Consider the following 21,508-nt stretch of genomic DNA (forward strand, 5'->3'; position numbering starts at 1 on the left):
GACCCCTGCCGTCCGGACGGGGTTCACCGGTACGGTCGGCCGGAGGCCGGTGGGGGATCGAGAGGCGCTAGTGACGGCGGTGTTTCCTGTGGCGGCGGCGATCGGCCGGGTCGAGGCGTTGCGTAGTCGGGTATCCCGTTTTTCCGACTACCTATCTGCCGTTCGTGCGCTCTCTGCTCGCCCGGCGAGAACCCTCGAGGCTGCCGAGTCGGCCGTCTGGCATTCGGCGTTACCCGCCGGCAAGCCCGGCTGCTGGATGGCCGGCTCCCCGACGTCGGCAGAAGAACAAGAGCAACCCCGCGCCGACGAGTGCTGGCTGGAACTGCGCCGGCCGCCGCGGCCGCGGCCGCCGGACCTCCCGGCCGTCGTGCGGTCGCTCCTGGACGGGCCGGTCGACGACCCCCGCCGGGAACCAGTGCTGCGCGAGGGCTGGCGCGAGATCGCCGTCCAACGCGACGCGGACCTCGATCTGGACGCCGTGGAACCGGCCGTCGACGAGTGGCTGCAGCGACTCTGGCGCCCCTGGGCGGACACCGCAGCCGAGGCCGATGCCGTCCGCAGCGCCTACTCCCGGCTGATGGAGCTGCGTCAGGCCGCCGTCCGGCTGGAGGCCTCGCACGAGCTCGTCTGGGGCTTCGGCGTGTTCACCGGCGTCATTGGTGACGTGTCGATCGAGGATCCGCTGCTGGCGGCGCCGATCGGCATCGAGGTCGACGCGGAGAGCGGCGCGCTGACCGTCGTACCCACCGGCGAGCTGCGGTTGCAGACCGACGCGTTCGAGGCGCTGCCCGACGCGCCCGGCGCCCGCCTGCACGACCTGGCCGGGCCCGGGGGAGCGGTGACGCTCGACCCGTGGGAGCAGTCCGGCCGCACCGAGTTCTATCGGTCGGCGCTGCGTCGGCTGGGGTTACCGCCGCGGGTGGTCCGCGAGGGCGCCGAGGTCGAGGAACCGCACGTCCGCGACACCGGCGCGATCCTGCTGCGCCCGCGCCGCACCGCGCTCTCCGGCTTCCTCGCCGACTTCGGCGCCGCACTCGCCGCCGGACACGTCCCGTCGGGATCGCTGGCGGCGCTGCTGGCGGACGACCCGTCGACGCTCGACCTGCCCGACGACCCGTCGGAGCAGTGGCAGCCGATCGGCGAACGCCTGCTGTTCCCGCTGCCGGCCAACCTCGAGCAGGAGACCATCGCGCGGCGACTGGCCCGCCAGCGGATGGTCGCCGTTCAGGGGCCGCCCGGAACCGGCAAGACCCACACGATCGCGAACCTGATCTGCCACCTGGTGGCCCACGGGCGGCGCGTGCTGGTCGTGTCGCACCGCGACGAGCCGCTCGCCGAGGTGCGCGACAAGCTGCCCCCGGCGCTGCGCCCGCTGGCGATCAGCGTGATGGGTTCCAGCGCGAAGCAACTCGGTCAGCTGGAGATCGCGGTGCGCCAGCTGCAGGCCGAGGCCGGTGCGCTCGACCAGGACGTGGCGGCCGAAGCCGTCGACGAGCTGTGGGCCGCGCTCGACACAGCCGAACAGGACCTCTCCGCGAAATACCACGCGCTGCGCGCGGTCGCCGACCGTGAGGGCGGCACGTTCCTGCTCGACGGTGTCGAGGCGACAGCGGTCGAGGTCGCGGAGTGGCTGTGGGCCAACGAGTCGCGGCTGGCTTTCGTACCGGACACGATCGACCCGAACACGCCGTTCCCGCTCACCGACGCCGAGCTCGCCGAACTCACCGAGCTCACCAACACCTACCGCCCCGAAGACCTGGTCGACGCCCAGCGTCGCCTGCCGGAGCGCGAGTCGCTGCCGGACGGCAACCGGCTGGCCCGCGCCGACGAGCACGCGGAGTCCCTGCGTCAGCGCGTCAATGCGCTCGCGTCGCGGGGCGTCGACCTCGCCGCCGTGCGCAACGTCGGCCGCCCGCCGGTCGCCGCGCTGGCCGACGAGATCTGGCGCATCGCGCACCGCGCCCGCAGCTACCAGCCCTGGCAGTTACGGCTGGCCGGTCGGCTGGCCGTCTCGCCGGCGTGGCGCGAGACCTGCCAGGCCGAGGTCGCCGGGTGTTCGGAGATGCTCACCGAAACCGCCCGCTGGCGCAGCGTCCTCGCCGGCCGGGCCGTGCAGATCCCCGACGAGTTCTGGGCCGATCCCCGCCAGCTGCGGGCCGACCTCGACATGCTGCGGATCCGCCTGGTGGAAGCGCGCGGCGTCAGCCGGCTGATCCACCGGCGGTTGGCCCAGGTCAGGGACGACATCCGGGTCGACGGTGCACCGCTGCGCACCGTGGACGACGTGGACGCCGCACTGGCGACCGTGCGCCTGGACTGGGCCCGGCGGCGGCTCACCGAACGCTGGAACCACTTCGTCGCCGAGCTGGACGGCCCGCAGGCGCCGGACGATCCCAGCACGGTCGAGGTGATCAGCGGCTACCTGCGCGAGGTCGGCGACGTCGTCGACATCGGACTGCGGTACTGGCCGACGCTGCGCGACCGGCTGGCCGTGTTCCTGCGTGCCGGTACCCCGGGTGAGGCCGACTGGGCCGACCCCAACGCGCTGGCCGGCGTGGCCGGGCGGGCCGCCGAACTCGTCGCCGTGTTCGAGAGTGACGAAGCCGAGCGGGAGGGCATCCAGGTCCGCGCCGTCCTCGACGAGGCGCTGCTCGACGCGAACGCGTCCCCGCTCTGGCGGGAGCTCGACCGGTCCTGGGCCGTCGGCGACTACGCGGCCTGGGAAGCAGCGCTGGCCGATGCCGATCGGCTGCGTGCCGCCGGCCCGGCGATGCAGCGCTGGCAGGAACTGCACGCCGGCCTTTCGACGATTGCGCCGCTCTGGGCCAGCCGCATCGCGCTGGAGGGCGACCTGCCCGACCCGACGGTCAGCCAGCAGGCCTGGAACTGGCGGCGCGCCGACACCTGGCTGCGCATCGTCATCGGCGTCGAGGACACCGGTGCGCTCGGACGGCAGGCCGACGCGCTGCGCGACCAGGCCCGTGAACTGGTCGGCGAGCTCGCGACCCGGTCGGCCTGGCTGGCCGCCGCCCGCCGGATGGACGACCGGGCCCGCGACGCACTGGCCGGATGGGCGTCGGCGCTGCGCAAGGTCGGTAAGGGCTCCGGACGCCGGGCCGCGGGCTGGACCGCGCTGGCCCAGCAGCACATGCGTGAGGCAGTGTCCGCGGTGCCGGTGTGGGTGATGTCGGTCGAGCGTGCGCTGCAGCAGTTCACCGGTGGTACGACGCCGTTCGACGTCGTGATCGTCGACGAGGCGAGCCAGTGCGGACTGCTCTCGATGCCCGTGTTGTCGCTGGGTACGCGCGCTGTCGTCGTCGGTGACGATCGGCAGATCGGGCCGTACGCGATCGGCCTGGCCCACGACGACGTCGCCCGGCTCGGCCAGGAGCACCTCGGGGACCTACCGTCCTGGCCGTTGTTCGACGTCACGACGAGTCTCTACGACCACGCGGTGCGGCGGTCGCCCGAGCCGCTGATGCTCACCGAGCACTTCCGGTGCGTGCCGGAGATCATCTCGTTCTCCAGCGACCAGTGGTACGACGGCACGGTGCAGCCGCTGCGTGCCGACCGCGGACGGCTCGATCCGGTGCGGGTGGTGCGGGTTCCCGGTGCGCGGGAGCGGCGGGACCGGTACGGCGAGGTCAACCTCGCCGAGGCCGACGCGCTGGTGGCGACGATTTCACGGCTGGCCGCCGACCCCGATTACGCCGGCTTGACGTTCGGCGTCGTCAGTCTGCTGGCGAGCAGTGGGCAGGCGCAGTACATCAACGAGCAGTTGGTGCGGCACCTGGGTGAGCAGGAGATGGCCCGGCGTTCGTTGAAGGTCGGGGACTCCTACACGTTCCAGGGCGCCGAGCGGGACGTGATGTTCATCAGCCTCGTGGTGTCCGACCGCGACGATCATCGGGCTGCGTTCACGGGCGCGGACCATCACCGGCGGGTGAACGTGGCCGCGTCGCGGGCCAAGGATCAGATGTGGGTGTTCCACTCGGTTGGTCCGGAGAACCTGCATCCGGACGACGCTCGGGGCGCGTTGTTGCGGTACTGCGCGGCGCCGCGGTTGGGGTTGGCCGCGCTGGCGGCGGAGCCGGTGCCCGACGAGACGCTGTACGCGGCGTGCGAGTCGGAGCTCGAGCGGTCGGTGTTGCGGGAGCTCCTGAACATCGGGGTGCGGCCCGCGGTGCAGTATCCGATCGGGCGGCACCGGGTCGACTTCGTGATCCCGACTGCCGACGGTCGGCGGCTCGCGATCGAGTGCGACCACGGGCGGTACCGCGGTGCCGCGCGGTGGGCGGAGGAGATGCGTCGCCAGGCCGTGTTGGAGCGGGTCGGCGGGTGCGTGTTCTGGCGGGTGCGCGGGACGTTGTTCGCGCGGGATCCCGATGCCGCGTTGGCCGGCTTGTGGCCGTTGATGGACGAGCTCGGGTTGTTGCCCGAGGAGTACCGGGAGTATTTGTTGCCTCCGGTCGCGGAGGCGCCCGAGTTCTCGGTTGATCTCGTCGCGGACGCCGAGGACGAGGTCTCGGAGTGGGTCGAGGACTCCGCGTGGGACGAGTCCGGGGAGTGGGTGGAGGAGGTTCCGGAGGAGCCGGTTGCCGCTGCTCCGGCCGGGTTGACCGATCTCACCGTGGTGTTGCCGTTCGTGCGGTTGCCGGAGGACGAGGAGGCCTCGGACGAGGCCGAGGAGCGGTGGGGTGGGGATGCTCCGACCGTGATCCGGTTGGAGGACCTGACCGACGCCGCGTCCGAACCGCCCGCGAACCCGTGGGTCGGCGACGCCCCAACGATTCCGACGGTCGAGTCCCTCCCCGAAGACCACCCCGCCCGCCATCTCCCAGGCCTCCAACCCCGCCCCGTCCCGGTCTCCCCGGCACCGCCCGAGCCGGTCTCCCCGGCGCCCGAGCCGGTCTCCCCGGCGCCGACCTACTCCGCGCCCGAGCCGGTGTCGCCGGCGGCGCCGGTGGCGCCTGTTGCGCCGGTCACGGCGCAGCTCGTTCCGCACCCCGCTCAGCGGGTGCGCCAGATGGCCCAGCAGGCCCAGTCCGCGTCCCAGCCGACGCCCGCCGAGCCCCAGCCAGCGCCCTACGACCTGCGCCCCGAGCCCCAGGCGGAGCCCCAGTCCGCGCCGTACGACCTGAACCCCGAGGGGCCGCAGCCCGCGCCGTACGACTTGAACCCCGAGGAGTCCCAGCCCGCGCCGTACGACTTGAACCCCGAGGAGTCCCAGCCCGCGCCGTACGACGTGCATTCCGAGCCCCGGGCGGAGCCACAGCCCGCGCCGTATGACGTGCATTCCGAGCCGCAGGCGGACCTACAGCCCGCGCCGTACGACCTGCGGCCGGAGCCGCAGGAGCGGGCTGCGGCCAACGCGGCGCGGCCGGAGCAGTACGACGTGCGGCCCGATGCGGCGCAGGCGCAGCAGGTGTCCCCGGCGCCGGAGATGGCTGCGCCGCAGCATGGGCTGCCCGCGGTGGCGCCCACCTCCCCGGGCGGCTCCCCGGTCAGCTGGTGGAACCAGGCCCCGGGCACCCCGACCCACGACCCCCGCTCCACGGAAGCAACTCGCCCCCTCCCGGTGGTGGAACCACAACCCACCAACTACCAGGAGGTAGGCGCCATCCGCGTGGACGAAGCACGCGCCGCCCTCCAGGCCTACCGCTCGGGAGTAGACACCCCGGTGCAGTCCGGCGGCAAGATCGTCGGCTGGGCGTGCTTTTACCCCGACGACTCGATCGAAGCCCTCCGCAACCGCGCCAACGTCGAGGTCATGCGCCAGGAAGAGGCCCTCACCGAAACCGCCGGCTGGCTCACCAACCCCGAAGCCACCGCGATCGTCGCGGCCGCCGAACAACGCCGCGACGTCCCCGTCGTCGACCCGAAGTACGGCGAGGTGGGCCTCGTCCGCTTCACCCCGGACGCCCTCACGCTCCTGAGGCGCTAACCCCCCAACAGCACGAGCAACCGATGCAACGCCGGCAGCGCGGCGGCGAGCGCATCGACGTCGGCCTGATCGAGCTGATCAGCCGCGGAGATCGCGATCCGCCGCCGCCGGTCGGTGTAACCGTCGATCAGATCGGCAGCATCCGCCGTCAGCGTGAGCCGCACCGCACGCCGGTTCCCCGGATCGGGAGACCTGTCCAGGTACCCACCCGCCGTGAGATCCCCGACCAGCGTGCTGACCGTGTTCGGAGCCGTCCCCAACGCCGCAGCGACCGCCTTGACCCCGATCCCGGGCTGCGCGTGCACCACGCGTAAGACTTCCATCTGGGCGGCGGGAAGCGGTTCGTCCGGCTGGTCACTCCGGGCCGCTCGGCGCAACGTCCGATGTAGCCGACCGAGCAGCGCACTCAACTCGTCGGCGACCGCTCCAGGGGTGGCCGCCATGGCACTCCTTTGTGGTCACGTGGCCTGCGAGAAGGGAATGATCGCGGGACTTCGGGCAAACCCGCAGTCGTCCGTTCAGACCGGATCCCCCGCCGACCGGATCCCCCGCGGGAGACGCCGGAAGCGCCAGGGAGTCCCGGTCCGTGACGGACCGGGACTCCCTGTGCAGGGCGAATCGCTCTATCCGATGAGGATCCTCTCCCCGGGGTGGATGACGTCCGGGTCGGCGCCGATCGCTTCGCGGTTCTTCTCGTAGATCGCCAACCAGTTGACCTTGTAGGTCGTGGCGATCGTCGCCAGGCTGTCGCCCGGCCGTACGAGGTAGCTCAGGACGCGTGGTGCGGCGACCGCTGGACGCTGGTCACGGGTGAACTGGCGCTGTGGAACGAAGTCGAGCACTTCCACCGGGCGGACGGCCACGGCGTGGGCCGTGCCCTTCTTCGGTACCGCCAGTGCGGTGTAGCGGTGCTGCTTCGACGTCCGGTGCGACCGGTTCTCGGTCGGCCGGCTCTGCCAGGACTTCTTACCGGACCAGCGGTAGCTCTTGGACCGCTCGGACCGGTAGCCGGTGTGCTCGCCAGAGGCCTTCTTGGTGTAGCTCTGACGCTTGTAACTGCGGCTGGCCTGCTGGGACCAACCCCGGCTCTTCGAGTAGCCCTTCCGACCGCAGGTCGGCCAGGCGCCGATCCCTTGGCCGCGGAGGACCTTTCTCGCCACGGTGATCTGCTGCGACCGACTGGCCTGGTGGGCGCTACCGGCATACTGCCGCCCTCCGTAGGCCCGCCATGTCGACGGGCTGAACTGCAGTCCGCCGTGGTAGCCGTTCCCGGTGCTGATGTTCCATCGACCACCGGACTCGCACTGCGCAATCGCATCCCAGTTCACGTCCGCGTGGGCCGGTGAGGCACCGATTACCAGCGGTGTGATTCCCGCGAGTCCGGTGACCACGGCGAGTGCCAGGCCCCGTCCGAGCGGGCTCAGGCGCCGAGGCGCCCTGTGCCGTCCACCCGCACGAGGCGAGCTTTCGGCGCTGAGCTGGGTGGGATGGGAAGACTCCTTAGACATATCCGACCCTCTCCACGCCTACGAGGTGAGCTGTCGGGTTCGGGCTGAGATGGCCCGGCCACGCGTGAGTGGCTTCACCCCAAGACGTCAACTTCGACGCCAGACGTCGAACTGCGACGCCGGAAAGTGGTTCCCCCGCTCCTGCCCGAGGTTCAGAGTCCTCGTCGCCCGGGGCAGGATTCGGCGTAGCCGGGCGCGAGGTCCGCGGTGAACGGACGAAAACGACAGAACCATAAAATCGGACGAATGCCAAGTTACCGTGCCGTGATAGGCGAAAGATTTCGTATCTGGCCATTAAGGTCGTGGCAGTCGTATTAGGTTCAGTCCGAATCGGTCGTGTAACTCTTCGAGGTCGGTTCACTTCTCCCAGTGAGGATCCCTTAATACCTCACTAAGTGACGCGTGTGGCTCTGGGCGTGAGTTGTTTGCGCCGGTCAAGATAGGCGCCATGACCGACGCTCCACGTGCCGGCCTGCTCTCCAAGGCCGGTCTCCGCGCCGGCCCGTACCTCGCTCGGCATCGCCGTGAACGTGCGAACGGCCGAGCACGCACCGCAACAGTCGGCGCCGCTGCGCTCGGCTCGATCGTGGTGATCGGTGGTACCAGCCTGGTCGCCGCAAACGCCACGTCCGATCCCGACCATTCCTGCACGGCCGCGTACACCGTGTTGCGCTCGTGGTCGACGGGCTTCTCCGCCGAAGTCGCAGTGCAGAACACCGGCGAGGACGCGGTCAAGAACTGGAACGTCAACTGGTCTTTCAAGAGCGGCCAAGCCGTCGTGAAGGGCTGGGAGGGCGGCGACTGGAAGCAGGAAGACGGTCTGGTGACCGTCGGCGCCAACGAGGACAGCGTCCGCTTGGAGCCGGGCAAGACGTTGACGCTGCGGTTCAGCGGCTGGCATCCGCAGGGCGAGGCGCCCGAGGCGTCGGACTTCGCGCTGAACGGCGTCGAGTGTGGCGTCGACGAGCAGGACGACGACAAGAAGGAACGGCCGACGGAGAGCGCTTCGCCGGAGGAGTCGTCGATCGCGCTGCCCCCGGGCTTACCGGGACGGCCGGTCCCGTCGCCCTCGAAGAAGCCGCCGACGTCCGGACCGCTCGGATCGCTGTTCGTGGACACCGAAGGCCAGGCGGTCGAGTGGGTCCAGGAGAACTCCGGCGACCCGCGCGCCGCGGTGATCCGCGACCGCATCGCCGAGCAGCCGCAGGCGCACTGGCTCGCCGCGAACAACCCCGGCGAGGTGGGCAGCGACGTCCGCAGCTACGCCAGGAAGGCGCACTCGCGGGGCAAGGTGCCGGTGCTGGTGGCCTACAACATGACCAACCGTGACTGCGGCGGTGCGAGCGCCGGTGGCGCCGACAGCGCCGACGGCTACCGCACCTGGATCAGCAACTTCGCGAGCGGGCTGGGGTCCGGTTCGTCGATCATCGTGCTGGAGCCCGACGCGCTCGGTCACCTGACCACCTGCCTCTCGTCGGATCAACAGCAGGAGCGGCTCGACCTGCTCCGCTACGCGGCCAAGACGATCAAGCAGGCCAGCCCGAAGGCCCGCGTCTACTACGACGTCGGGCACTCCGCGTGGATCGCCGCCGGCGAGGCCGCGGACCGGGCCCGGCGCGCCGGTGCCGCCGACTACGGCGACGGCGTCGCGCTCAACACGTCGAACTACAACACCAACAGCCAGGAAGTCGCGTACGGCAAGCGGGTGTTGTCGGCGCTCGGCCGCGGACAGATGGTCATCGACACGTCGCGTAACGGCGCCGGACCGGCCGGTGGCGAGTGGTGCGACCCGGCGGGCCGCAAGCTCGGCAAGTACCCGACGACGGCCACCGGGGACGCCAAGGTCGCCGCGTTCCTCTGGGTGAAGCGTCCCGGCGAGTCGGACGGGTGCAGCGGGCAGGCGGGGCAGTTCATCCCGGACACGGCCTACGACCTCAGCTCCTGACCAGCGCGGTACCGTGTAAGCGGTGCTTCCCACGATGTATTTCCTCGGCCACTCCACCGTGCTGGTGGAGACAGAGGGCGTCCGTGTGCTCACCGACCCCGTGCTGCTGCCCCGGGTGGCGAACGTGCTGCGCCGGGCCGCCGCGCCGCTCGATCCGGCGCTCCACGCCGACGTCGACGCGGTCTGTATCTCGCACCTGCACGCCGACCACCTCGATCTGGCCTCGCTGCGGCGTCTCGGTCACGACACGCTGCTGATCGTGCCCGAGGGCGCCGGTGAGCTGCTCCAGCGCAAGGGCTTCCGCGACGTCGTCGAGCTCGCGCCGGGTAAGTTCCACGACGTCGGCAAGGTGCGCATCACGGCGACGCCGGCCGTGCACGACGGCCTGCGCACCCCGTTCGGCCCCCGGGCGCTGGCGCTCGGCTACCTGATCGAGGGCTCGGCCAGCCGCGTCTACTTCGCCGGTGACACCGATCAGTTCGATGAAATGGACGATCTGGGTGCTCTTGGTCTCGACGTCGCGTTGATTCCGGTCTGGGGATGGGGCCCGAACCTCGGCCCTGGTCACCTCGACCCGCGCGGGGCTGCCGAGGCCACCGGGCGGCTCCGACCACGGTTCGCGGTGCCGATCCACTGGGGCACGCTGCACCCGTACGGCATCGGCCGCTGGATGCGTGCACACCTGATCGACCCGCCGCGCCGCTACGCGCAGGCGGTCGACGAACTCGGCCTGTCCACCCGCGTCCTGCACACGGAGCCGGGGTGCCGGGTGGAGACAGGATGACGGCCACGCTCGCGTCGGCCGAGGTGCTCGCCACCGCCTGGCCCGACCGGATCGCCGACGCCGCGTCCGCGAGTTACCCGGTGCTCATCATCGCGGTGCTGCTCGGCGCGATCGTGCCGGTGATCCCCACGGGGGCGGCGGTGAGCGCTGCCGCGGTGCTGGCCGTGCACAACGGTGGCGTCTCGCTGATCGAAGTGATCGCGTTGGCCGCCGTCTCGGCCTGGCTGGGTGACTGCGTCGTCTACGCGCTGTTCCGCTGGGGCCGCCGCGGCGTGACCCGGTTCATCGCGCGTCACCCGGTGGACACGCCGGAGGCGAGTGCGAAATTGGAGGAGACCCGTCGTCGGTTGACCGAGAACGGCACCCAGGTGCTGGTGGTCTCCCGGCTCATCCCCGGCGGCCGCCTGCCGACGATGTTCGCGGCGAGCGCGATTCGCTACCCGTGGTCCCGTTATGTGACCGGCGCGGGCGTGGCGGCGCTCGTCTGGGCCATCGCCTACGCCGTGATGGGTCTGCTCGGCGGCAGCCTGTTCTCGAACCCGCTGGTCGGTATCGCGGTGACCGTGATCGCGACGCTGCTCGTGTCCCTCGTCGCCAGATACGTGCAGAAATGGCTGGCCAACCGGCAGGCGGCCCGCGAGAGTTCAGCGGCCGACCCGGTCGGCTGACCCGACGTGAAGAGTCTCCGGCTGCTGCGCAGCGGCGGACGCGGCCTGGTCCGGGGCGGGCGGACCGCCACCCGAATCGTGCTGGTGTGGTCGGTAGGTGCCGGTTCGGTCGGTGCACTGTCGGTGACGCTGCCCGGCTTCGACATCGGGCGGCCGATCAATGCGCTGATCGTCTCGGCCACGCTGAGTGCGCTCAACGCGATCGTCTGGCCGTTCCTGATGCGCTTCGCGCTGGCGATCTCGGTGCTGACGCTGGGCCTCGGCTCGTTCGTTCTCAACGGACTGCTCGTGTACCTCGCGCTCGGCGAGGTCCCGGACGTCCGGCTGCCGGGCCCGCCCACCGGCGTGCTGGTCGCGTTGACGGTCTCGGCCGTCACCGGGCTCACCAGCAGCCTGGTCGCGGTCGACGAGGACGAGTTCTTCCACCGCCGGGCCCGGCGCCGCGCCAAGCGACGCCTCGGGACGCCGACCAGCGTCCCCGGGCTGGTGATGGTGCAGATCGACGGGCTGGGCCACGACGTCCTGCAGCGGGCCATCCGGGACGGGGACGTGCCGACGCTGGCCCGGTGGCTCACCGCGGGCAGCCACCGGCTGATCCCGTGGACGACCGACTGGTCCTCGCAGACCGGTGCCTCGCAGTGCGGCATCCTGCACGGCTCCAACCGGGACATGCCGGCGTTCCGATGGTACGAGAAGGACCACGGCCGGCTCATGGTGAGCAACCGCCCGGCGGACGCGGCCGAGATCGAGCGGCGGCACTCCGACGGGCGCGGGCTGCTGCACGACGACGGGGCCAGCCGCGGCAACCTCTTCACCGGCGACGCCGTGCACAAGAGCGTCACGCTCAGCAGTGCCGGGCGCCGCAAGGGCCGGCTGGGAGCCGGCTACCAGGGCTACTTCGCGAACCCTTTCAACGCGGTGCGGACGCTTACCGGCGCGCTGATCGACGTCGTCCGTGAGTTGATCGCCGCGACCGTCCAGCGGCAGCGCGACGTCCGTCCCCGGGTGCCGCGTGGCGGGATCTACCCGCTGGTGCGTGCCCTGTCGACGGTCGTCACGCGCGACCTGGTCATCGAGGGCATCCTCGACGACATGATGAGCGGCCGCTCGGTCGTCTACGCGGACCTGACCGGTTACGACGAGGTCGCGCACCACTCCGGCATCGAACGCTACGACGCGCTGGCCGTGCTGCGCTCGATCGACCAGCAGATCGGTCGCCTGGCCAGGGCCGCCGAGTTCGCGCCCCGGCCCTATCAGCTGGTCGTGCTCTCCGACCACGGACAGAGCCAGGGCGCGACGTTCGCCCAGCGCTACGGCGTCACGCTCGAGCAGATCGTGCAGGCCTCCTGCGGGCAGCAGCCGCGTACCACCGAGGACAGCGTCACCGGCCCGGACGGCAGCGCGCTGGGCTTCGCCGCGCGCGCACTGCGGCGCCTGGTGCCCGCCGCCGAGCACAAACCGGCGATGGCCGGCGAACGGGTCCGCAGCGCCGAGGAGGAAGCCGCAGCGAAGGAGGGCGTCCTGGTCCTCGGCTCCGGCAACCTCGGGCTCGTCTACTTCACCGAGCAGGCCGAGCGGCTCACCGTCGAGCAGATCCAGGCGACCTACCCCGACCTGCTGCCGACGCTCGTCGAGCACCCCGGCGTCGGATTTCTGCTGTTGAGCACCGAATCCCGGGGCTCGGTGGTGCTCGGCCGTCATGGCGCCCACTACCTGGAGACCGGCGAGGTGCTCGGCACCGATCCGTTGGCGCCGTTCGGGCCGCACGCCCCGGCGCAGGTGCGCCGCGCCGACGCCTACCCGCACGTCGCCGACATCATGGTCAACAGCCTGCACGACCCGCAGACCGACGAGGTCGCCGCGTTCGAACCGCTCGTCGGTTCGCACGGTGGCCTGGGCGGCCCGCAGACGACCGCGTTCCTGCTGTATCCGGCTGATCTACCGACACCGGTGGAGCCGCTGGTCGGTCCGGAGGAAGTGCACAAGGTGCTGCGCGCGTGGCTCGCCTGGCTCGGTCACGACTCCTATGCCGACGCGGTGGCGGCCACTGCCGCGGTCGAGGAACCCGGTCCGCCGGTCGTGCCGCTCGAGCTGGACCATCTGCACGTCGGCGAGGCGAAGTTGCTCTGACGCGCTGAGCTATCCGAAAGAAGGGCGGGCCCTTTCGGGCCCGCCCTTCGTCATTCAGCTGGCGCGGCGCTTGCGGCCTCCGCTACGCCAGGTGAACGGACCCGGCAGGTCGTAACGCTGCTCCTTGGTGCGGGAGTTCCAGGACCAACGACCCAGCTTGAACGACCACGAGGACATGCCGTTCTGCGTCATGTTGATCTTGAAAGGCCCGAACGAATGCTGCTTCCGGTACTGAACGGGCATCGGTCTCTCCTCTTCCGCCGCTGACTGACTTGAGCAACCAGTACCCCATGTCGTTTGTGGCCGAACATGAGTTCAGTTGGTGATCACCGTTGTCGTGACGGCAGCGGTGGTGGCGGCCATGAGCGCCACCTGGATCGCGGCGATCGCGTCCTTCACGGCCTTGGCCGCCCAGTCGCCCTCGGAGATCGCGGTGAGCCGCGCCTTGACCTCCTTGGCGGGCAGGTCCGGGAACAGCTTCGGTCCGAGTTCGACGGCGTGCACCAGCGACGCGAGCGCGGCGGTGTGGCGTCCAGAGAGGTCGTTGTGGCGGACGGCGGCGTCGAGGCGGCCGTGCGCGGCGGTCTCCGGCGCCGGGTTCAGCGCCGGATAGCGGACCGCACGGAACAGCCCGAGTACCCGGCTCTCCTCACGCTCGACGACGCCGGTCTCCACCAGGCGGTCGAGGATCCGCTCGCGCAGTCCCTTGGCCAGCGGGGCGAGCCAGCTCTTCGGGTCGCGCGGCTTGGACGCGGCGCGGATCCGGTCGAACGCGGCTTCGGCGACCGGGTCGTCGACCGGCGACGGGTCGAGCACCCGCACCTTCTTGTCCTCGACCGCGATCCGGCCGGCGAGAGTGAGCTCGACCAGGACGGCGCCCGCCAGCCCCAGGTCGAGCGTCGTCGTGGAGACCAGGGGCTTGCCTGCCGCGTCGTCGTAGGCGAGCAGCAGCAGCTCGTCGGGCAGCGGGAGAACAGTCATGGTTTCCACGGTAAATGCGGAAGGCCATCGGAGCACTTCTCCCGGGCCGCTCGCACCCAGTGCGGCGCTCCGATCAGCTCCGCGACACGGACGGCGTCCTCGTAGTGCGCGCTGGCGGCGTCCGGTTTCCCGAGATAGGCGGCCAGGTCGCCGAGGATCACGGCGGTCGGTTCCAGCGTGACCGACCCGCTCGCCAGCCCCGGCAGCGTCCCGGCGTAGGGCAGCAGGGCGCGGTAGCAGTCCTCCGCGGTGTCCCTGGCGTCGAAGCCGAGCGCGTTCTCGGCGCGGAACGCCATCCAGAGCAGCCAGTAGTAGTCCGGCGAGACCGGGAGCTCCGGCTGCCACACCGCGCGCGCTTCGTCGACGCGTCCGGCGTGCAGCAGCAGCCGGGTGTACGGCTCGGAGATCTGGTACGGCTCCTGGGCGTGCAGCGCACCGATCGGTTCGACCAGGCCGAGCACCTGCGCGTGATCACCTCGGGCGCGGGCCACCGCATAGAACGTCAGCTGTTCGGTTCCGGTCGCGTTCGGCGCGCCCAGCAGACGCATCTGCGCGATCACCTCGGCATACGCGTCGGCCGCCTCGTCGAATCGGCCGGCCACGAGTGCCCGCAGACCGCGGAACATCCGGACGACGCCGAGCGCGAGTCCGAGCTGGCCGGTGTCAGCGTACTCGACGGCGCGGTCGACCTGGTACTGCGCCGGTTCCAGGTCGTCGAGGTAGGGGCGGCTCAGCGCGTGCTGGAACAGGATGTGGTGGGACTGAGCGCGGTAGCCGGTCAGTCCCGCGCGCATCGCGGTGCGTTGCAGCTCGGCGCCGAGTTCGCCCAGCAGGTGACGGCGGTCCGGGGCGACGTCCACGTAGTACCGCGCGCTCATCGCCCGGCAGAGCAGGTCCGGATCGTCGAGCCGCCGCGCGATCGTGAGCGCCTCGTCGCTGCTGCGGTCGGCCAGGGCGGGGTCGACGCCTTCGATCTCGACGGTGAGCGTCGCGAGGAGCTGCGCACGTCGTTCTCCCTGTTCGTGGGGAAGCTCCCGCAGCACCGATTCCAGGCCGTCGACGAACGGCCGGTCGACGCTGCGGTTCTCGCGCACGCTCCAGATGACCGGTGCGTCGAACGACGCGTAGGCCTGGGCGAGCGCCGCGATCGTGCCGACGTGCTTCGCGGTTTCGATCGCCCGCATGCGGGTGCGCCGGGCCTCGATCACGTTGCCCGCGTAGCCCTGGGCGGAGACCAGCGCGCACAGCAGATCGAGCCGGGTGCTCGGCTCGACCGGCGTGTCCGCCAGGTCGAGCGCGCTCAGCGCGCGTCGGAGCAGCGTCTCTGCTTCCTGATGGGCGAACAGTGCCGACGCCGAGCGAGCGGCATCGGCGGCCAGGGACGCGGCACGGGCCGCGGTGGCCGGTGTCGCCGCCGCGAGCGCGTGGTGCGCGAGCCCGGCCCGGTCGCCGGGGCGTACCTCGCCCAGCGCTTCGACGGCCCGGCCGTGCATGCGCGTGCGCCGCAGCCGAGGAATGTCCTCGTAGAGCGTGTCCCGCACGAGCGCATGCGCGAACCGCACGGTGTCGGCCGTGGGCTCGGGTTCGGTGAGGAGGCCGGTGAGGATGCCGGCTTCGAGGGCGTCGAGCACGGTGTTCTCGTCTTCGGTCTCGAGGGCGAGCAGCACGTCGACGTCCACTTCGACGCCGAGGACGCTCGCCGTGCGCAGCACGGAGCGAGCCGGCGCGGGAAGCCGTGCGAGGCGCCGCCGCAGGACGTCGCGGACACCGGCGGGCACCGCGTGGGCGGCGGCTCCGGCGCCCTCGGCGGCGATCAGCCGGGCGGTCTCGGAGACGAACAGCGGGTTGCCGCCGGTGCGGACCGTCACGAGCTGCACCAGCGCCGCGTCCGTTGGGGCGCCCTGACGCCGCAGGAGCTCGGCGACGTCGTCAGCGGGCAGCCCGGCGAGGTCGATCCGGTCGGCGGAGGCACCGGCGAGCGCGGCCCAGCACGTGCTGAGCTCGTCGGTGACCTCGGCGGGGCGGTAGGTCGCGACCACCAGCACCGGCCGTCCGGCCAATTCGGACGCCACGTGCCGGAGGAGTTGCAGCGTCTCGCCGTCGGCGCGGTGGACGTCGTCGAGCACGACGAGGAGCGGACCGGCGGCCGTGAGCCTGGTGAGCAGGTCGGCGATGGCCCGGCCGAGCCAGAACGGGGGCACCTCCGGCGCGGGTGCCGCTTCCTGCTGGAGCAGCGGACCGAGGCGTTCGATCAGCTCCTCGTCGATCCGGTCGATCGTCGAGCGCACGACCTCGCTCCAGGCCCAGGCGGGCGGCGCACCATCCACTTCGGGGCAGCGCCCCCGCAGCACCTGCCATCCCGCCCCCGCCAGCACCCCCGCCACCGCAGCAGCGAGCGCCGACTTCCCGGCCCCCGGGTCCCCACCCACCCAGGTGACCCGGAACTCCCCCCGAGCAGCCCGCCCCGCCACCTCGACCAACCCCGCCACCTCGACCCGCCGCCCCACGATCCCACTCCCGACCGGCCCGGCGTCCGTTCCACGCGGGGGTCGGGGCAGCTCGACGGTGACCGGTGCGGGACGCAGGTCGAGGGCGGGGGAGTGGGTCAGGACGTCGGATTCCAGGGCGCGGAGGGTGGGGCCGGGGTCTACGCCCAGGTCGGTGGAGAGGCGGGTGCGGGCGTCGCGGAGTGCGGTGAGGGCGTCGGCCTGGCGGCCGGCGCGGTAGAGCGCGAGCGCGAGCAGTGCGACCGCGTCCTCGCGCAGCGGGTAGGCCCGCACGTGCCGGTCCAGGTCGGCTACCGCCTCGGCGTTGCGCCCACCGGCCAGCATCGCCTCGGCGCGCCGCTCGACAGCGACCCGACGCAACTCCTCGAGGCGCTCGGCCTCGGGAACCGCCCACGGCTCGTCCGCGAACTCCGCATACGCGGGCCCGCCCCACTGCGCCAACGCCCGGTCGAGCAATCCCACGGCGTCACCGGGCGACACCCCCGCCGACCGTTCCAGCAACCGCTCGAACCGCCACGCGTCCACGGCGTCGTCCTCGACCCGCAACGCGTACCCGGGCGCAGCGCTCACCAGCACCCGCGCCGGCGTCCGCGGCGCCCGCCCGGGCTCCAGCACGCGCCGCAGGTGTGACACGTACACCTGCAGAGCGCCGAGCGCCTTCGGCGGCGGCTCACCCAGCCACAGGTCATCGACGAACCGTTCCGTCGACACCACGTGCCCCCGCGCGCTCACCAACCGCGCCAGCACGGCCCGCTGCCTCGGACTGCCCAATTCCACCGGCTGATCGGCGACCTCGGCCCGTAGCGGGCCGAGAACGCTCAACCGCACCATGGCCCGGAAGCCTACGGGCGGTTTCCGCACGTCGGCGACCACTGTCCGGTGCCGGACTTCGCACGCCGGGGCCACATCGCCCCGAAACGGGGTCTAGTACCCGGTCGCGCTCTGTTGAAACACTGAGTGCACAAAATTGGTCAGGAGCTGTCATGCCCTACGTTTCGTCCGCGGTTCGGCAGCGGCAGATCGTTCTGGCCGCCAGACGAGTGGTGGAGCGCGAGGGCCTCGCGCACGCGTCGCTACGCGCCGTCGCCGACGAGGCCGGTATCGCGCTCAGCACGCTTCAGCACGTCTTCAAGACCCGCGAGGCGCTGTTCGGCGCCGTCGTGGAGGATCTGCTGTTCGGGCAGAGCGTCGCGCCGGTGGCGCTCGATACCACGGACCAGCGGTTCGGCGACTGGCTGAGCGACACGCTCCAGGCCCTCTGGCAGCACGTCGTGCGCCAGACCGCGGAGTCCCACCTCGGCCGCCTCGAAGTGACGCTCTACGCGGTGCGCGGCGGGCTCACCCAGGAGTTGGCGCGCTGGCAGGACGAACGGATCCGGCTCTGGGCCGGAAAGACCGCCGCGCTGGCCGGCTGGAGTTTCCTGATCCCGGTCGACCAGGTGGCCCGACTGGTCATGGCGATGATCGACGGCCTGCTCATCCAGTTCCTCGCGGACCCCGACCCAGAGCGCGTGGCCACCGACCTCCGCAGCGCCGCCCGCGCCGTCGCCTGCGTAGCGGAGGCACCGGCCTAGCTCGCGCGGATCTCGGCGGGGGCCGGGGTGGCTTTTCCGAACAGCGTGGCCGAGAGGTCGCTCAAGGTGTGCGCGCCCTTCTCCAACGAGTCCTGGCCGGGCGGCATCGAGTACATCTCGGCGATCACGTAGCGCTCGTCGTCGCCGGCGAAGCCGACCGAGCTCGTCAGCCAGTGCTCCTGCCCGTCGTCCTTCTCGACCGACCAGCCGTTCTTGTTGCCCGGGTCGACGTCCGGCCCGGCGGACCACACGCCCCAGTGCTGGATGTCGTCGGTCTGGCGCATCCCGGTCACGACGAAGTCGCGGTCGGCGGGGCCGAGGTTCTCCAGGATGTAGTTCATCAGCGTGACCAGGTCACCGGGGGTGCACTTGACGAAGCCCCAGTACTTGTCGAAGCCGTTCACGTAGGTCGCGCGGCTCATGCCGTATCGCGACCGGAACCGCGTCAGCAACTCCGCGCGGCCGTACTCGCGCCACAGCGCGTCGGCCGCGTCGTCGGAAGAGAACGCCAGAATGTCGCCGATCCGCTGCGTGTCGGTGTCGGAGAGGTGCCGGGCGCCGGTGCGTGACTGCTCGAGCGCGGTCGCGACGAGCCCGAGCTTGATCGTCGACCCCGTCCAGAACAGATGGTCGACGTCGCCGGTCTGCCACCGGTCGCCGGTCCGGCGGTCGAGCACGACGACGCCGAGTTGCCCGGGGGCGTTCTCGGCGATCGCGGAGGCCGCAGCCAGCCGCGGTGCCCACTCGCAGCCCCAGCCCGCGGAGTCGTCGCATCCCGACGGACTCGCCGACGCCTCCGCGGCGGGCGCCGGCGCGGTCGAAACCCCTGACGCGCGTGCCACCGGGGCGTCAGCGTTTCCCGACGAACAGGCAGCAGGCGCTAACAGCGCGAATGCGGCAACCACCACCGCGAAGACACGAGTCCGCATGATGCGCACGCTAGCCCCGAGGTACGACCCGCGATGCCCCGGTAGCACCGTCCGGGCGAACGTCCGCATGCCCGGGACAGCTTGTCCCGGTGGCGCGGGCGGAAAGCCCAGGACGATTGGTCGCACAGCTGATCAGGTTTCACATCTGTCACCGACAGAATGAGGTCACACACAGCACGACCACATAACGCACGACGACGTCGGCCCGGTGCGAGGGGTACCGGGCCGACGCTCGTGTGTTCGGGCTCAGCGGGCGGTGGCGAGTTCAGGTTCCGGGGCCACCGTCGGCTCGACCTGCTCCGCGTGCGGGTCCACTTCCGGCAGCACCCGGTCGAGCCACTTCGGCAGCCACCAGTTGAGCCGCCCCAGCAGCGCCATCGTCGCCGGCACCAGGATCATCCGGACGATCGTCGCGTCCACCGCGACAGCGACCGCCATCCCGACGCCGACCATCTTCACCGTGATGTCGGTGTCCATCCCGAACCCGATGAACACCGCCACCATGATCAGCGCCGCACCCGTGATCACCCGGCCCGTCGACGCGAGCCCGCGGACCACGCTGCCGTGCGCGTCGCCGGTACGCAGCCAGTCCTCCCGGATGCGGGAGAGCAGGAACACCTCGTAGTCCATCGACAGTCCGAACAGCACCGCGAACATCAGCAGCGGCACCCACGTGGACACCGGAACCGCGTGCGGCAGCCCGAGCAGTTCGGCGCCCCAGCCCCACTGGAACACCGCGGTCATCACTCCGTAGGCCGCCGCGATCGACAGCAGGTTCATCGCCGCCGCTTTCAGCGGAACGATCACCGATCGGAACATCAACAGCAAGAACACCAACGACAAGGCGACGACGACGCCGACGACGTACCAGAGCCGATCGGACAGCAGCGCGGAGATGTCGCGGAAGATCGCGGTGATGCCGGTGATCTCGGCGCCTGCCGGGAGCACGTCCGTGCGGAGGTGGTCCACGAGCTCGGAGGCGCGCTCGTCCTGCGGTCCGTACTTCGGCTCGACGCTGACCACCGCGGCCTCGCCGCTGGGCGCGACGACGGCCGGGGACACGGTGGCGACTCCCGGGTCGTTCGCGAGTCGGGCGGTCAGCGCGGGGAGCGAGGATTCCGGCACTCTCGCGAGGTCCACGGCGACGAGAAGTGGCCCGTTCGCGCCCTCGCCGTACTCCGCGGCGATCAGGTCGTAGGCCTGGCGGGTCGTGTTGCTGGTCGGCTGACTCCCGGCGTCCTGCGGCCACGTCCGCATCCCGACCATCGGCGCCGCCAGCACGACCAGCACCGCCAGCGCTCCGACAGCCCACGGCAACGGCCGCCGACCCACCCGCTCAGCCCACCGCGCCGTTGCCGTCGGCCGCTCGGCCACGGTGCCGGTCGGGGCAGGCCTCCCGGCCGTCACGAGCGGCGGTTCGAGTGCGCCCGCGCTGCTCGGCGCGGTCACAGCGGTGGGTAGGGCCGGTTCGCCGCTCTCGGGCCCGCCAGCGGTGGCGCTGTGGGCGGCGTAATTCTGGCGTTGGGTACGAGGGAGGGCGCGGCGGCCGGAGAGGGCGCAGAGAGCGGGGACCAGGGTGATCGCGGAGATCACGACCACGGCCACCACCAGCGCGGTGGCCGAGCCGAACGATCGGTAGATCGGAAGGCCGGCGAACGCGAGGCCGAACAGCGACAGAAGCACTGTCGCGCCGGCGACGACGACCGAGACGCCGGCGGTGGCGGTCGCAGTGGCCGCGGCGACGCGGGGTTCGAGTCCGGAGCGAACGCCCTCGTTGTAGCGGGTCACGAGCAGCAGCGCGTAGTCGATGCCGACCCCGAGCCCCACCATCGATGCGACCGTGGGGGCGGTCGTGCTGACGTCGGTCACCGCGGCGAGCAGCGTGATCGCCCCCGTGCCGATGCCGAGTCCGACGAGCGCGACAGCGATCGGCAGCCCGGCCGCGACGATCGACCGGAACGCCAGCAGCAGGATCACGAGCGCGGCGACGATGCCGATCGCCTCCGCGACCCCGCTGATCGCGCCGATGTTCTCGGGCACCTGGCCGCCGAACTCGCCCCGGAGTCCGGCGTCGACGGTCGGCTTCGCGGCCTTCTCGAGTGCGTCGACGGCTTCGGAGCCGGAGAACTCGGTCACCGGGACCGTGTAGGTGAGGGAGATGAGGGCGGTGTCGCCGTCCGCGGACATCCGGGGCGGGGACACCGTGCCGACGTGGTCGAGGTCGGCCAGGCGCTGGGAGAGCGCGGTCAGTTGCGCGGGATCGAGACGGTCGCCGTGGACGACGATCCGGGCATCGGTCCCGGACATGTCCGGGAACGCCCGGGCCAGCAGGTCGGTGCCGCGTTGGGACGGTGTCCCGGCGACCTCGTAGTTGTCGTGTGTCGTGCCGCCGGCGACCCCGGAGACGGCCAGTACGGCGACGAGTGCGGCGAGCCAGACGGCGACCGTCCGCCACGGGTGGGTGGCTGCCGCACCTCCGAGCCGGTACAGGAAGCGGGACATCGGTGAGTACCCCTTAGCGCGAGATGGTGTCGGGGT

The 21,508-nt window shown here is 71.5% G+C and carries 13 protein-coding genes and 1 riboswitch; of the genes, 6 read left to right on the top strand and 7 right to left on the bottom strand.

What is annotated here, in order from left to right:
* Nucleotides 1–88: 88 nt before the first annotated feature.
* Nucleotides 89–5,944, top strand: a complete 5,856-nt coding sequence (locus ACGFY5_RS02710; RefSeq protein ID WP_392716572.1) for an AAA domain-containing protein — start codon at nucleotides 89–91, stop codon at nucleotides 5,942–5,944.
* On the opposite strand, the gene ACGFY5_RS02715 is transcribed toward ACGFY5_RS02710, so the two are convergent.
* Nucleotides 5,941–6,387: a MarR family winged helix-turn-helix transcriptional regulator gene (locus ACGFY5_RS02715; protein WP_392716574.1), complete on the bottom strand. Its 447-nt coding sequence runs from the start codon at nucleotides 6,385–6,387 to the stop codon at nucleotides 5,941–5,943. The two genes, ACGFY5_RS02710 and ACGFY5_RS02715, sit on opposite strands and share 4 nt — an antisense overlap.
* A 180-nt stretch (nucleotides 6,388–6,567) precedes the next feature.
* Nucleotides 6,568–7,452, bottom strand: a complete 885-nt coding sequence (locus tag ACGFY5_RS02720; protein ID WP_392716576.1) for a transglycosylase family protein — start codon at nucleotides 7,450–7,452, stop codon at nucleotides 6,568–6,570.
* A gap of 1 nt (nucleotide 7,453) precedes the next feature.
* Nucleotides 7,454–7,620: riboswitch (cyclic di-AMP (ydaO/yuaA leader) on the bottom strand.
* 280 nt (nucleotides 7,621–7,900) lie between these two features.
* Here ACGFY5_RS02720 and ACGFY5_RS02725 point away from each other — a divergent pair.
* The 4 genes from ACGFY5_RS02725 to ACGFY5_RS02740 are packed head-to-tail and all read left to right on the top strand — an operon-like array spanning nucleotide 7,901 to nucleotide 12,979.
* The gene (locus ACGFY5_RS02725; protein ID WP_392716578.1) at nucleotides 7,901–9,397 is read left to right on the top strand and encodes a glycoside hydrolase family 6 protein; all 1,497 of its coding nucleotides are present in this window, start codon (nucleotides 7,901–7,903) and stop codon (nucleotides 9,395–9,397) included.
* A gap of 22 nt (nucleotides 9,398–9,419) precedes the next feature.
* Nucleotides 9,420–10,181, top strand: coding sequence for an MBL fold metallo-hydrolase (locus ACGFY5_RS02730; protein WP_392716580.1), 762 nt, complete (start codon nucleotides 9,420–9,422; stop codon nucleotides 10,179–10,181).
* Nucleotides 10,178–10,849, top strand: coding sequence for a DedA family protein (locus ACGFY5_RS02735; protein ID WP_392716582.1), 672 nt, complete (start codon nucleotides 10,178–10,180; stop codon nucleotides 10,847–10,849). Before ACGFY5_RS02730 ends, ACGFY5_RS02735 begins: the two co-directional genes overlap by 4 nt.
* A gap of 6 nt (nucleotides 10,850–10,855) precedes the next feature.
* Nucleotides 10,856–12,979, top strand: a complete 2,124-nt coding sequence (locus tag ACGFY5_RS02740; protein WP_392716584.1) for a phage holin family protein — start codon at nucleotides 10,856–10,858, stop codon at nucleotides 12,977–12,979.
* Between the two features lie 54 nt (nucleotides 12,980–13,033).
* On the opposite strand, the gene ACGFY5_RS02745 is transcribed toward ACGFY5_RS02740, so the two are convergent.
* The 3 genes from ACGFY5_RS02745 to ACGFY5_RS02755 all read right to left on the bottom strand — a co-directional run bounded on the left by ACGFY5_RS02745 (nucleotide 13,034) and on the right by ACGFY5_RS02755 (nucleotide 17,298).
* Complete coding sequence (locus ACGFY5_RS02745; RefSeq protein ID WP_035848384.1) at nucleotides 13,034–13,222, bottom strand: hypothetical protein; 189 nt, start codon at nucleotides 13,220–13,222, stop codon at nucleotides 13,034–13,036.
* Between the two features lie 72 nt (nucleotides 13,223–13,294).
* Nucleotides 13,295–13,960, bottom strand: coding sequence for a GPP34 family phosphoprotein (locus ACGFY5_RS02750; RefSeq protein ID WP_392716586.1), 666 nt, complete (start codon nucleotides 13,958–13,960; stop codon nucleotides 13,295–13,297).
* A complete protein-coding gene (locus ACGFY5_RS02755; RefSeq protein WP_392716588.1) occupies nucleotides 13,957–17,298 on the bottom strand; it encodes a BTAD domain-containing putative transcriptional regulator in 3,342 nt (1,113 codons plus the stop codon). The genes ACGFY5_RS02750 and ACGFY5_RS02755 overlap by 4 nt, the downstream gene beginning before the upstream one ends.
* A gap of 152 nt (nucleotides 17,299–17,450) precedes the next feature.
* Between ACGFY5_RS02755 and ACGFY5_RS02760 the strand changes: the two genes are divergently transcribed.
* Complete coding sequence (locus ACGFY5_RS02760; RefSeq protein ID WP_392716590.1) at nucleotides 17,451–18,041, top strand: TetR/AcrR family transcriptional regulator; 591 nt, start codon at nucleotides 17,451–17,453, stop codon at nucleotides 18,039–18,041.
* Here ACGFY5_RS02760 and ACGFY5_RS02765 read toward each other — a convergent pair.
* Both ACGFY5_RS02765 and ACGFY5_RS02770 read right to left on the bottom strand, forming a co-directional pair.
* The gene (locus tag ACGFY5_RS02765; RefSeq protein WP_392716592.1) at nucleotides 18,038–18,970 is read right to left on the bottom strand and encodes a hypothetical protein; all 933 of its coding nucleotides are present in this window, start codon (nucleotides 18,968–18,970) and stop codon (nucleotides 18,038–18,040) included. The genes ACGFY5_RS02760 and ACGFY5_RS02765 overlap by 4 nt on opposite strands.
* Nucleotides 18,971–19,216: 246 nt before the next feature.
* Complete coding sequence (locus ACGFY5_RS02770; protein ID WP_392716594.1) at nucleotides 19,217–21,472, bottom strand: MMPL family transporter; 2,256 nt, start codon at nucleotides 21,470–21,472, stop codon at nucleotides 19,217–19,219.
* Nucleotides 21,473–21,508 lie beyond the last annotated feature (36 nt).

It is taken from the genome of Cryptosporangium sp. NPDC048952 (genome assembly GCF_043197895.1).
Classification (GTDB): Bacteria; Actinomycetota; Actinomycetes; order Mycobacteriales; family Cryptosporangiaceae; genus Cryptosporangium.

What these genes read in the sequence shown, in the direction of transcription:
- ACGFY5_RS02760 (WP_392716590.1), top strand. Translation starts at nt 17,451, where the DNA reads ATGCCCTACGTTTCGTCCGCGGTTCGGCAGCGGCAGATCGTTCTGGCC.
- ACGFY5_RS02715 (WP_392716574.1), bottom strand. Translation starts at nt 6,387, where the DNA reads ATGGCGGCCACCCCTGGAGCGGTCGCCGACGAGTTGAGTGCGCTGCTC.
- ACGFY5_RS02720 (WP_392716576.1), bottom strand. Translation starts at nt 7,452, where the DNA reads ATGTCTAAGGAGTCTTCCCATCCCACCCAGCTCAGCGCCGAAAGCTCG.
- ACGFY5_RS02770 (WP_392716594.1), bottom strand. Translation starts at nt 21,472, where the DNA reads ATGTCCCGCTTCCTGTACCGGCTCGGAGGTGCGGCAGCCACCCACCCG.
- ACGFY5_RS02735 (WP_392716582.1), top strand. Translation starts at nt 10,178, where the DNA reads ATGACGGCCACGCTCGCGTCGGCCGAGGTGCTCGCCACCGCCTGGCCC.
- ACGFY5_RS02745 (WP_035848384.1), bottom strand. Translation starts at nt 13,222, where the DNA reads ATGCCCGTTCAGTACCGGAAGCAGCATTCGTTCGGGCCTTTCAAGATC.
- ACGFY5_RS02765 (WP_392716592.1), bottom strand. Translation starts at nt 18,970, where the DNA reads ATGCGGACTCGTGTCTTCGCGGTGGTGGTTGCCGCATTCGCGCTGTTA.
- ACGFY5_RS02725 (WP_392716578.1), top strand. Translation starts at nt 7,901, where the DNA reads ATGACCGACGCTCCACGTGCCGGCCTGCTCTCCAAGGCCGGTCTCCGC.
- ACGFY5_RS02755 (WP_392716588.1), bottom strand. Translation starts at nt 17,298, where the DNA reads ATGGTGCGGTTGAGCGTTCTCGGCCCGCTACGGGCCGAGGTCGCCGAT.
- ACGFY5_RS02750 (WP_392716586.1), bottom strand. Translation starts at nt 13,960, where the DNA reads ATGACTGTTCTCCCGCTGCCCGACGAGCTGCTGCTGCTCGCCTACGAC.